9 protein-coding genes and 1 pseudogene are annotated in these 12553 nt (G+C 59.0%); 4 read left to right on the top strand and 6 right to left on the bottom strand.

Annotated elements, in window-relative coordinates; all coding sequences use genetic code 11:
* Window positions 1-108: 108 nt before the first annotated feature.
* From pgaA to DU505_RS06680, 4 genes are read left to right on the top strand one after another with little or no spacing between them, the layout of a single operon-like run.
* Window positions 109-2535, top strand: a complete 2427-nt coding sequence (pgaA, locus tag DU505_RS06695) for a poly-beta-1,6 N-acetyl-D-glucosamine export porin PgaA (protein ID WP_114478207.1) — start codon at window positions 109-111, stop codon at window positions 2533-2535.
* The gene (pgaB, locus tag DU505_RS06690; RefSeq protein ID WP_114478206.1) at window positions 2520-4493 is read left to right on the top strand and encodes a poly-beta-1,6-N-acetyl-D-glucosamine N-deacetylase PgaB; all 1974 of its coding nucleotides are present in this window, start codon (window positions 2520-2522) and stop codon (window positions 4491-4493) included. Before pgaA ends, pgaB begins: the two co-directional genes overlap by 16 nt.
* Complete coding sequence (pgaC, locus tag DU505_RS06685; protein WP_114478205.1) at window positions 4490-5746, top strand: poly-beta-1,6-N-acetyl-D-glucosamine synthase; 1257 nt, start codon at window positions 4490-4492, stop codon at window positions 5744-5746. Before pgaB ends, pgaC begins: the two co-directional genes overlap by 4 nt.
* Window positions 5736-6083 carry a hypothetical protein gene (locus DU505_RS06680; RefSeq protein WP_114478204.1) on the top strand — a complete coding sequence of 116 codons (348 nt, stop codon included), beginning with the start codon at window positions 5736-5738 and terminating at the stop codon, window positions 6081-6083. Before pgaC ends, DU505_RS06680 begins: the two co-directional genes overlap by 11 nt.
* A gap of 89 nt (window positions 6084-6172) precedes the next feature.
* Here DU505_RS06680 and DU505_RS22265 read toward each other — a convergent pair whose 3' ends face one another.
* The 6 genes and pseudogenes from DU505_RS22265 to DU505_RS06660 form a co-directional block, all read right to left on the bottom strand.
* Entirely contained in the window at window positions 6173-6547 is a 375-nt protein-coding gene (locus DU505_RS22265) for a hypothetical protein (RefSeq protein WP_147273047.1), read from the bottom strand.
* A 49-nt stretch (window positions 6548-6596) separates the two neighbouring features.
* A complete protein-coding gene (locus DU505_RS06675) occupies window positions 6597-7838 on the bottom strand; it encodes a P-loop nucleotide/nucleoside kinase family protein (RefSeq protein WP_114478203.1) in 1242 nt (413 codons plus the stop codon).
* A gap of 33 nt (window positions 7839-7871) precedes the next feature.
* The gene (gene hemL, locus DU505_RS22690) at window positions 7872-9161 is read right to left on the bottom strand and encodes a glutamate-1-semialdehyde 2,1-aminomutase (protein ID WP_220250437.1); all 1290 of its coding nucleotides are present in this window, start codon (window positions 9159-9161) and stop codon (window positions 7872-7874) included.
* A gap of 252 nt (window positions 9162-9413) precedes the next feature.
* Window positions 9414-10202 (bottom strand): annotated as a pseudogene (gene thiD / locus DU505_RS22685) (bifunctional hydroxymethylpyrimidine kinase/phosphomethylpyrimidine kinase); the annotation flags it as partial.
* 1 nt (window position 10203) lies between these two features.
* Entirely contained in the window at window positions 10204-10635 is a 432-nt protein-coding gene (hemJ, locus tag DU505_RS06665; protein ID WP_114478201.1) for a protoporphyrinogen oxidase HemJ, read from the bottom strand.
* A gap of 78 nt (window positions 10636-10713) precedes the next feature.
* Window positions 10714-12471 (bottom strand): chloride channel protein, encoded by a 1758-nt coding sequence (locus DU505_RS06660; protein WP_245947794.1) that lies wholly within the window; start codon window positions 12469-12471, stop codon window positions 10714-10716.
* Window positions 12472-12553 lie beyond the last annotated feature (82 nt).

The following is a 12553-nucleotide window of genomic DNA, read 5'->3' as shown; positions in this document are numbered from 1 at the left end:
TCCGCTATTGCATTTTTCCTTGTTCTTTCTGCTCGCCACTTCTATACACTATAGAAGATACGTTTTTTTACAAACCGTTCATCATTATCTCTCTGCAGGAAGATTTTCATGCTTCGTCGCCTTGACTCCCTATGGTTGGCTTGTCTACTTACCTGCCTAATAGCGGGTACAGCGCACGGGCAGACCGCTACCGATACGCAGCGCGAGAGCCTGGTCGTTCAGGCGCGTCAGGGAGCTCTACAGAGCGCGATCGAAGGCCTGCAGACGCTCTATCATCAGACTCGCGACGAGCGTGTCCGCGAGGATCTGCTCACCCTGCTGGTTCGTGCAGACCGATATGAGGATGCCCTGGCCGCCTGCCCGTGGTGCCAGCCAGCAGATTACAGCGATGCAGAGCTGATGCATCTGGGTGGCGCGGCACGTAACGCAGGGGACTATGAGCAGGCACTGTCGCTTTTCCAGGCGTTGACACGTCGCGATCCATCCAATGTCGAAGGATGGCTTGGCCAGGCCCTGGTGCATACCGACATGGGTAGTTACACCCTGGCGGATATCACGCTACAACAGCATGACCAGGTGGCCGGGGTCACGGCCGCAGGCCTGGAAGCCCGGGGCTACCTCGCCGCCCGTACCGCCGATGCCATGCAGGAGCTGCAGGTCCGCCAGGCTCTGGTAGAGCAGAGCCCCGACAACATCGGGGAACTTCGCGCACTCTATCGGCTTGCCGTGGGCCTGGGGGCCAGCCCCGCTGCACGCCGCATTATGGAGACCAATCCGGATGTGTTCACGCAGAATGATCGCCTATGGCTTACCTACTATGAAGCCGTTACCGACATACGCCTGGGCATCCACACAGAACAACCGGAGAGAGTCCGCAGCGGATTGATGGCGTTGAATGCGGTACTCCAATCGGAGGAGGCGTCCCAGGAGCTGATCACCATCGCCGAGTACGACAAGGTCGTGGCACTCGCAGAGCTGAGACGTTTCTCCGAAGCTGAAGCGCTCGCAACGAGGCTGGAACGTCAGCATGGCCAGTTGCCCGGTTACGTGACACGCGCCAGAGCTCATGCATTGAACGGTCTAGGCCGACCAGGTGAATCCATCGCACTCTATGAAGGCCTGATACGTCAGAACCCCGAGCGTGGAACCGACCCTGACGATCCCCTCTACGAAGGGCTCTTCTACAGCTATGCCGACGCAAGGCGCTACCGAGAGGCCGACGAGCTGCTGACCGAGTGGCTCGCAGATGAGCCGGAACAGCGCTGGGATTTCACCGGAACGACACGCATAGATAACCCCAACTACCAGAAAATCCTGTCCCTCAATATCCTGCTCGATGCCTGGCGTGGACGGGCAGGAAAGGCCAGTGAACGCTTGGCCACCTATCAGAGCCAGGCCCCTGCCGATCCCTTTCTCTGGCTGCTGAAGGGTGACGTGGAGCGTGGCAGAGGCTGGCCTAGGCAAGCTGAGGAGGCCTACACGCAGGCCGAGCAACTGCTTGCACCATATCATCGGGATGCTGCCCGTCATGGTGTATTGCTCTCTCGGCTGCAGCGCGGCCAGTGGAGAGGCACGACAGCAGAGATCGCCAGGGAGCTCGACAAGGCAAGACCCAGCACGACGCGCGACAACCTGGAACGGGAATGGCGCGAGCAGCGGGCTGCCCAACTGAGTAGCTCACTCACACGCAGCGATGGCGATAGTAGCGGCTCTCAGGCCTCCCGTGACTGGCAGTATGAAGTTCTACTGGAAGGTCCGCGCAACGACAAGGGCTCACGCCCGTTCGTGCAGCGCATCGGCCATCATGGCGAGTTCAACGGCGACAGTCTCTATGCGGCCTATACCCTGGCCGGCTACGAATGGAACCTGTACCCCGCCACCCTGACATTATCAGCCGGGCAAGGAGCACAGCTCAACGACGATTTCCTCGCCATGGCAGAATTGCGATACGACGCATCGGACCATCTGTCGGCGACGCTCGGCCTCGAACTCAATACCACCAGCACCCCCCTGCGGGCGCTGCGCGATGGTGTCAACGCCGATCGTTACCGTGGAGAGCTAGCCTATCGCCGTGACGAGCGGGGATCAGGCGCGATGGGATTCATGGCAACCGACTTCGACGATGGCAACCTTCGCCAATCCCTTTACGGCTACTGGAACCAGACGCTCTACCACCTGGACCGCTGGCAGATCGAAGGGGAGATACGAGCCTCCGGATCACGCAACGATGAGGTCGAAGCCAGCTATTTCAACCCGCGGCGGGATACCAGCCTTGGCGGTATCCTGTCTGTCCATTATGCGCTTCCGCTCAAGTACCGTCACTCCTTCATCCAGACAGTCTCCCTCGGCTCAGGCCGCTACTGGCAGCAGGACTACGACAGCGAAAACACCTGGTCGCTGGGCTACCGGCATCGCTGGGATCTGGCTCCTGCGTTGAGCATCGAGTACGGCATCGCCAGAGAAAGGGCCATCTATGACGGCGTACCGGAATACGACAACATCGTCTCGGCAAGCCTGGTATGGAGGTTTCTGTGACACATAGACGCATCTTGGCCTTGTGCATTGCCCTACTGGTCATGGTCAGTCTCCAGCAGGCCCATGCCGCACGCTCGCCGGGTGACTTCGTCGTCATCAGCTACCATGATGTGGTGGACATCAGCGTCACACCGGACCGGCCCATCTACCCCCAGACCATTACACGCAGCCGGCTGATAGAGCATTTCAACCTCATCGCCGAGGGCGGGTACCAGCCCGTCAGCCTGCAGCAGATACTGGACGCCAGGTCGGGTCGGCGGCCACTGCCGGACAAGGCGGTGTTGCTGACCTTCGACGATGGATATCGTAGCTTCTACGACGTTGTCTTTCCCCTGCTCAAGCTCTATGGCTTTCCCGCCATTCAAGCGGTGGTGGGCAGTTGGATGGATGTCCCTCCCGGTGGACAGGTGCCCTATGGGAACATCTCCCTGCCCCGCGAACGCTTCCTCACCTGGCAGCAAGTCGAAACGCTACATGAGTCGCCTCTCGTGGAGGTCGCCTCCCACACCTATGACCTTCACCATGGGGTTATCGGCAACCCCATAGGCAACCAGCAGGCTGCCGCCGTCACCAGCATATGGAAGCCCCAAGGCGGATACGAAAGCGAGGAAACCTATCTCGAGAGGGTAAGGCAGGACATGGCGCAAACGCGTCAGCAGTTCCAGGAGCGAATTGGCCAAGTCCCCAGAATCATGATCTGGCCCTATGGGGCCTATAGTGAGGCAACGCTGGATATGGCCGCCGAGTATGGCATGACCTATACCTTCAGTCTGCTGAGTGCGCCCAACCAGCTCCATGATGAGAAGCGCGTCATGAATCGCTATCTCATCAGTCAGGAAACCAGCCTGCAGACCTTCGACGAAATTCTCTCCAACCGCGTATGGGAACGCGAAGACCTCCGTATCGTTCATGTGGATCTGGATTACGTCTACGACCCTGACCCGCAGCAGCAGGAGAGAAACCTGGACAAACTGGTCGAGCGTATTGCCCAGTATGGCGTCAGCACCGTCTATCTGCAGGCCTATGCGGATCCGAACGGGAATGGCGTTGCCGAAGCGCTCTACTTTCCCAATCGCCACCTGCCCGTGAGGGCCGACCTCTTCAATCGCGTGGCATGGCAGCTAAAGAAGCGCGCCGAAGTCAAGGTCTATGCATGGATGCCGGTACTTGCCTTTGATCTTGGCGCCGGTCATCGCTACGTCACCGATGTGAGAACTGGCCTCGAATCGCCGGAACATTATCGTCGGCTCTCGCCCTATGTGGAAGAGAACCGCAGGATCATTCGCGAAATCTACGAGGATCTCGGCAGACTCACCAAATTCGATGGCCTGCTGTTTCACGATGATGCCTTTTTCACTGACTTTGAGGATGCCAATTCCGAAGCGCTGGCGCAGTATGCCCATGCCTCACTGCCGGAGAGCATTGGTGCCATTCGCGATAATGATGGCCTGATGGCGACTTGGGCCAGCCACAAGACGGAATTTCTCACGGATTTTACCGAAGAGCTAACGCAATCCGCCAACTATTATCGCCAAGCTGACTACGAGACATTCACAACATCACGAAACCTCTATGCCATCACGATAATGAATCCACGCAGCGAGCTTTGGTTTTCCCAGAATATAGAGATCTTTTCCGATGCCTACGATTATGTCGCCGTCATGGCCATGCCCTATATGGAGGAAGCCGACAACCCCGATGCGTGGTTAACGGAACTCGCACAACGATCCCTTGAAAGGGTGGGAGCCGAGCAGCTGGTTTTCGAATTGCAGACACAAGATTGGCGTAGCCAGACTCCAATTCCCAGTGAAGAAATAGCGCGATGGGTACGCTTGCTGCGCAATCAGGGTATCAAGCATATAGGCTACTATCCGGATGATTTCCATCAAAATCATCCTGACATGAATGTCATGGTGCCTCATTTTTCCATTGGTCGTCGCTTTAGAGACCGCCCATGAACATACTCGACCTCCTGGCCATATTTACCTTATCCTATCCCAGCCTCATGGCTACCATATGGATATGTGGGGGGGTCTATTTTTATGTTCATTGGGAGCGTCAGCAGCCGTGGCCTGATGAGCATATTTCAGAATGGAACAAGAAAGCACCCAGGGTGACTGTTCTCGTGCCGTGCTATAACGAAGGGTATACTGTCGATGAAACAATAGACCATCTATTCAAACAAAACTATCCCAACATGGAAGTTATCGCCATCAATGATGGCAGCCGAGATGATACTGCCAGCCGTCTTGAAAAGCTGGTTTTATCCTACGACGGGTTGAAAGTTCTGCATCAGTCTAACCGTGGAAAGGCCAGCGCCTTGAATCATGGATTGAGTGAGGCCGAAGGCGATATTATCGTGGGCATCGATGGTGACGCCATACTCGACTACGACGCCATCAGCTATATGGCCCGGCATTTCCTCACCAGCCCGAAGGTCAGTGGAGTAACTGGCAATCCTCGGGTAAGAACACGTTCCACTACCATCGGAAAGATACAGACAGGCGAGTTTTCTGCCATTATCGGTCTGATCAAGCGAGCCCAACGCATCTATGGCATGGTGTTCACTATCTCGGGTGTGATCTGTGCATTTCGACGCACCGCACTGAATGAGATCGGTGGTTGGAACACCGATATGATAACCGAAGATATCGATGTCAGCTGGCGACTTCAGTTGGCTGGAGGCCAGGTTCGGTACGAGCCTAGAGCCCTGTGCTGGGTACTGATGCCCGAAACGCTCCGCGGACTTTTCAAGCAGCGACTAAGGTGGTCCCAGGGAGGCGGTGAAGTTTTTTTCCGCTATTTCTCTCAATCCATTCGCTGGAAAAATCGGCGCTTCTGGCCCTTGATGCTCGAATATATCATCAGTGTTGTCTGGTGCTATTCAGTGATTATCCTCCTTGTTTCCTGGGCAGTGTCTCAAGTTATCATGCCCATGTCGTGGCCAATAAATGCACATATATTATCCTACTTTGGTAGCGTACTCGTGGCCATTAGTATCATCCAATTTTCCGTCAGTTTTTATATCGATAGCCGTTATGACAAGAAAATTATACGCTGCGCCTACTGGAGCATCTGGTACCCTTTCGCCTACTGGATACTCAACATGACAACAGTGGTTATTGCTTTTCCAAAAGCAATGATGCGGCAAAAAGGGAGACTCGCCGTCTGGAACAGCCCTGACCGAGGAGAGCCATTTCATGAGAAATAAACTAGCGACTGTCATCATCGAAAATCCACGACAGATAGGCTGGGGTTATCGAATCCGTGACACCTTGATCACGCTTGCTACACTGACACTGTGGGCTCTGTTGTTGACAAGACTCTATGCCTTCTTCACTGAAGAAGGAGCCTTTCTTGAGCAAATTTATTCACTAGTGATGCTTCGAGTAGTCATTGTAGGCTTCATCGTGACATTCCTGATTTTTCACTGCTGGGCCATCTACAACCGACATATTTACACGCGCAATCTAAAGTGGCAGCATCCCGATATCGAACATTCATTTGAACAAAATACCGTGCAAACGCTAGAAGAGGCCGTGCACTGACAGTCAACCGAAATCCCATTCAGTCCAGCACGTTGATTCTGGACCGAATGGGTTCTTTTTGAAGCAACCTTACTTATTCTCACGCGGGATTATCTGACACGCAGGCGAATCTGGCTATCCTTTCCGCTTGAAGAAGAGCGACTGACATTTCCTGCCTTGCGTACTTCCACTGTCAATCGGCCTTCCGTACTGGTCTGTCGAATTTCGGCTTCAACTTCACTGCCACTGTACTCGAGGTGTCGGGGTACTTCACCCGAGAACGCGTGCGTCTCGGTTTCATCATTGTTATGTACAACCAAGTTGGCGGTAAAGTGCGTTCCGGGATCGCCATCGATGATAACAGTAATCCCACCTTGATCAGCGCCAGAACGTGAAGGATCTACTTCCTGCATGCTGGTTGCTCCTGTCGCACTTCCCGATAAGCCCATGACACTTGCCAAAAACCATGTCAGCCAAGTCTTCATACTCAATCTCCCGGTAAAGGCTAAGCGTTATGATTGATTAGGGTACAGCTTATAACCTTAGACGCTCCCGAATCAGGGCCACAAGGGTGTCCGTTGCATTCTTGGCGGCGGTGTCCAGATGAACCAGGTGCTGACGCTCTTCATCGTCGAAGGGTTCGAAGTTTGACTGCTGGCGTCGCAGTACTTCCAGGCTGCCCAGCGGCAAGGCGCCCTGCCGCTGGGCACGCCTGACAATACGCGATTTAAGGGTTTCGTCATCGGCCTCGAAGCTGACGATCAGCACCGGCAGGCCTCGCGCCTCGGCCTGCTGGCAAAGCAGCTTGCGCTGCTCGCGGGTCAGGCAGGTGGCATCCAAACAGGTGGTGAAACCGGCATCGAGCAGGGTTCCGGCAAGACCTGCCAGGCGTTGATAGGTACGAGCGGTGGCATCGGCGGTAAAGATATCCACAGGCGGCTCCTGGCCTACCGCCTGTGGATCGATCCCGTGCAGGCGCCGCCTCTCGACATCCGAGCACAGCCTGACGGCGCCCAGGTTTTCGGCCATATTGGCAGTGAAGCGGCTCTTGCCACTTCCGGATACGCCTACGCCGATGATCAGAGGAGGAAAACGGAACACCGAGATCGTCTCGGCCAGGGCGAGATAACGCCGACTCTTCGCCATGGCATCGGCCATATGGGCCAACGGCTCCCCTTCGACCGCCTCCGGGCGGCGCTGCAAGGCACGTCGGGCACCGGACAGGGCACAGGCAACCTGAAATACCGGCAGTAGCCTGGTGAGTGCGTAATCGCCGGACAGACGTAGATATCGATCCAGGGCGCGATTGGCCAGCCGAGTTTCACCGCGAATCGCCAGTCCCACCAGTAATGCTGCCAGATCGAAACCGCGGTCGAGGGGACGCATGGTCTGAGCCTCCGCTGGAGGGAGATCGAGGGCATTGACCATGACCAGGCGCCGATTGTCGCAAAGTCCCGTCGGTGAATGCCCAGACGCCCAGCTGGGCCTCGGATCTCCTCGCTCGGCAAAGCAGGCTTGAAGTCGCACCAGCTCCTGATCCAGCCATTCGCGCAAACGATCGAGCTGTACCATATCCTCCTCGCCGCGCATCCGTGAGACCAGGGCACCCAGCTCTTCCTCGACCAGGGTGCGAGTCGAGGCCAGGCATGTGGAGGGGCCGGAAAAAGGCAGCGGGTCGGCGCTCGACCGGTGCGCCACCACCAGTGAGTCGATCAGCTCATCCAGGCTGAGGGCGCCGGATGTGTGAAATGTCGACGTCACTGATGGCTTGGCCATGATGGCTCCTCGAAAGGATCGTCCCGCATCCGGTCAGCCCTGACGCACCTGATCGAAGGCCTTGACCGCAGCATCCAGGGTAACCTGGATGTCTTCCGGACTGTGGGCGCTGGACATGAAACCCGCTTCATAGGCCGATGGGGCCAGATAGACACCCTCGTCGAGCATCGCCGAGAAGAACCGGCGAAAGGCATCGGCATCGCAGGCCGTGGCCTGGGCGAAGTTGTCGACCCGCGTCTGCCCAGTGAAGAAGAGCCCGAACATGCCGCCGACACGCTGTGTAATCATATCGACACCGGCCGCATCGGCGCGTTCCTGGAGGCCATGGCAGAGTGTCTCCACCCGCTGTGCCAGCGCATCATGGAAGCCTGGTGCACGCAGCTTTGTCAGTAGCGCAATACCGGCGGCCATGGCCAGCGGGTTGCCCGACAGCGTGCCCGCCTGATAGACCGGCCCCAGCGGCGATATCTGCTCCATGACTTCGCGCTTGCCGCCGAAGGCCCCCACCGGCATGCCGCCGCCGACGATCTTGCCCAGGCAGGTCAGATCGGGGGTAATGTCATAATGTGCCTGCGCACCGCCCATGGCTACCCGAAAACCAGTCATCACCTCGTCGAAGATCAGCACGCTGCCGTTTTCAGTGCAAACCCGACGCAGGGTCTCCAGGAAGCCCGGCTGTGGCGGAATACAGTTCATGTTGCCGGCCACCGGTTCGACGATGATGCAGGCGATCTCGCTGCCGATCTCCTCGAAGCACGCCTCGACGGCATCGAGATCATTGTAGGAGAGGGTAATGGTGTGCTCGGCCAGCGAGGCGGGTACGCCGGGTGAGCTGGGCTCGCCGTGGGTCAGGGCGCCGGAGCCGGCCTTGACCAGCAGTGAGTCGGAGTGGCCATGGTAGTTGCCCTCGAACTTGACGATCTTGTCACGGCCCGTGTAGCCCCGCGCCAGGCGAATGGCCGACATGGTGGCCTCGGTGCCCGAGTTGACCATGCGCACCATCTCGATGGAGGGAATCATGTCGCAGATCAGATCGGCCATGGTGGTCTCAATGGCGGTCGGGGTCCCGAAGGAGAGACCGTTGTCGAGCCGGTCCCGCACCGCTCCAAGAACGTCAGGGTCGGCGTGGCCGGTGATCATCGGCCCCCAGGAACCGACATAGTCCACATAGCGCTTGCCTTCGACGTCGTAGAGATAGGCCCCCTGGGCCCGTTCCATGAACACCGGTGGCCGATGCAAGCCCTTGAAGGCACGCACCGGGGAGTTGACGCCTCCGGGTATGTGACGGCAGGCCTGTTCGAAGAGCTGTGCGGATGTGGTCATGAAAGCCTCTTTGCTGTCGCTGAAAAGAAGATCGAAAGGGTTCCTGCCTGACGCTGCCAGGCTGTGGATAGAATCTTGGATAACCTTGTCGTGAGTGTTGGATAACACCTGATTCACCAGCATCTCACGCGAATCGGCTATCCCTGATGTCATTCTGTCTGCCCCGGCGGGGCATGGCCAGTCCGAACGACTGCCAAGCCGCCTCTCCTTGCCACCGGTCAAGTCGAAGGAACACCCGCCGCCACTGTCCATGCGTCGGGGCAAAGACTGGTGGCTGCCCGGACGCCAGCCATTGGCCAGTGCCTGCCAGGTGAACGACTGTGCCTGCTCACAGGCAAGCGGCAGCGGCTCCCCCCACGCCAGGCGCGCCGCCAGCGCTGCGGCAAGGGTGCAGCCCGACCCATGATAGTGCCCCGGCAGCCGAGGCCATTGCCAGCGGCAGCTCTGTTCACCGGTGTAGAAAACCTGCTGTACCTGATCGGGTGCCACCTGCTCCTCGGGGTCATCGGTGCCCGTTACCAACAGCGCACGGCAGCCGAGCGCCAGCAGTCGCTTCACCCGGGCAGTATCGTCGCTCGCCTCGCTACCCGCCAGCCGGGCCAATTCCAGCCGATTGGGCGTCAGAATATCCACAAGTGGCAGCAGGCGGACGCGGAAGGCATCCAGCAGGGCGGTTGTGGATAACTCGCTTCCTCCCCCCGCCTTGAGCACCGGATCCACCACGACAGGTACACCGGGGTGAGCGCGCACGATATCCACCACCGCATCGAGCACGTCCTCGCTCGCGATCAAGCCTACCTTGATGACCGCGATGGAGAATTCGTCCAGCGCGTTGGCCATCTCGCGGATCAGTCGAGCCTCGACCGGCACTACCCGCTCGACATCGCGGCAGTTCTGCACCGTGAGCGCGGTCGGAATCGTGACGCCCCAGCCGCCGCAGGCCGCCACGGTTTCGCTATCGGCGACCAGGCCGGCGCCCCCGGAGGGGTCATGTCCCGCCAATATCAGCACGACCGGCGGAGTCTGCATACGGTCGCCCATGTCAGAACGGCTTGAGGACGGCGAGGATGACGATGGCCAGCAGAGCGATCACCGGCAACTCATTGAACCAGCGAAAGTAGACGTGGCTGCGGCTACAGCGCCCGGCGGCAAACTGTTTCAGGTAGATCAGACAGACATGGTGGTAGATCACCAGCAGCAGGACCAACAGCAGCTTGACGTGCATCCAGCCCATGCCGAGCCAGTGTGGCATCAGGTAGAGCAGCCAGATACCCAGCCCCAGCACGGCGACCATGGAAGGTGTCATGATGCCACGATAGAGCTTTCGCTCCATCACCGTGAAGTACTCGATGGCCTGCTGCTCGCCCTTGTCGCGGGCCATGGCATGGTAGACGTAGAGCCGGGGCAGGTAGAACATCGCCGCAAACCAGGTGATCACGGCAACGATATGCAGAGCCTTCAGCCACAGGTACATGGGGTCTCCTGACGGGGGCGAGTCGATAACGTATCGACTACGTGAGCGAATGCCTACTTGAGCTACTTGAGCCACAAACTATTTGAGCGAATAGTAACGCTCGATTGCGCCGCGGGTGATGATACCGGAAATCCGCTTCTGCTTCGGCCGATGTCCGTGCTCCACGAATAGCGCATCCACCGCCTGGTCGTTGAGCCGCTCGAAGGCCTCCGACAGCGTCGCCTGAAGGTGGATCGGCGCCATCTCCAGACGCTGGCCGGGCACCTCCAGCAGGTCGATCAGCTCGCTTGCGGTTTCGACCTCCTCGGCCAGCTGCTCGTCCATCAGCGCCCGTGCAAGGTCCGCTGCCTTGAGCGCCAGGGTCGGCTTGTCATCGGTCGAGCGCATGATCAGTATCCATACCGGTTTTGCATCGAGCAGGGCGCGGGCCTGCTCCCTGGTCACCATGCGTTGAGTACGCACCAAGCTGCGTTCCATAACGGCCGGCACCGATACCCGGGAGAGCGCTTGCATCAGTGGCTGCTGTAGGGGGTGAAGCCCCTGGCGGGTCACGCTGACGAAGAAGCCGTCGCAGCGGCATAGCTGCCGGGCGGTCAGCCCCGAAACGACCACCGCCAGCATGCCGGGCAAAATGATATTGGGATTATGGGTGAGCTCAAGCAGCGCCATCAGGGCGGCAAGCGGTGCCTGGAGCACCGCGCCCATCATCGCCGCCATGCCAAGCATGGCATACAAACCCGGCTCGGCGGCCAGCTGCGGCCACAGCTGGGCCCCGGCCAGTCCAGCAAGGGCTCCCGCGGCGGCACCCACCACCAGAACCGGGCCGATGATGCCGATAGGAATGCCGCTGGCTACGGTAAGGCCGGTGAGCAGCAGCTTGGCCACCACCAGGGCGAGCAGCACATCCACGGCCAGGTGACCGGTCAGTGACGCATCCAGGCTGTCATAGCCTATCCCCTGCACCTCGGGATACCACCAGGCCACGCCGGCCGTGGCTACTGCCACCAGAATCAGTCTCAGCCAGAACGGCAGTCCCCTGATGGCGGTACTCTTCGCCACATGAATGAAAAGACCGGCCAGCAGACCGATGAACAGTGCCGTAACCACGATCCAGGGCAGGTTCATCAGCGACCCCATGCTGACGCTGGGCACCTGGAAGGCCGGTTCCGAACCATAAACCAGCATGGCGACCAGGGCTCCCATGGTGGAAGCCAGGATCACCGGCATGAAACCGACGATGGTGTACTCCAGCATCACCACTTCCATGGCGAAGATGACGCCGGCGATGGGCGTGTTGAAAGAGGCCGAGATACCCGCCGCGGTACCACAGGCCACCAGCACCCGCAGGCTGTTGTGGGGCAGTCGCAGGCGCTGCCCGATACCGCTGGCTGCCGCCGCACCGAGATGGATGGCGGGGCCTTCACGGCCCGCCGACAAGCCACCGATCACTGATATCACCCCCACCCACCACTGGTTGATCCAGTTGCGCAGGGGGAAACGACCCTGGTGATAGGAGAGGCGCTCGATGACGTGGCCCACCCCCATCTTGCGAGCGGCCGCGGGCTGGCGCCACAGGAAGAGGCCGATGATCAGTACTGCCAGCAGCGGCAGTGACGAGCGCAACAGCGGCGACAGCCCCTCGAAATTCTCGGGGTCGCCGTCTGGCATGAAGGTCAGCGCACCCAGGTCCAGCAGCAGGCGGAACCCGACCATGACGGCCCCCGTCAACAGACCCGAGAGTACCCCCAGCACGCAGAGCTGGGGCAGGGCGTCCACATTGGCCAGCTTGCGGCGAAAGCCTTCCAGGGTGAGGTCGGGCAGCGACGGGAACGGCACGGCGATTTTCCTGTGCGAAGAGTTTTCCGGGGCGGCTGGGAGGTGGCCCTCTCTCTTGTGTATCATATTCGGAGACCCAACA

This window comes from Billgrantia montanilacus (assembly GCF_003336675.1).
GTDB classification, from domain to species: Bacteria; Pseudomonadota; Gammaproteobacteria; order Pseudomonadales; family Halomonadaceae; genus Halomonas; species Halomonas montanilacus.
The sequence above is the reverse complement of the archived record's forward strand: the minus strand, read 5'-3'. Positions and strand labels throughout refer to the sequence as shown.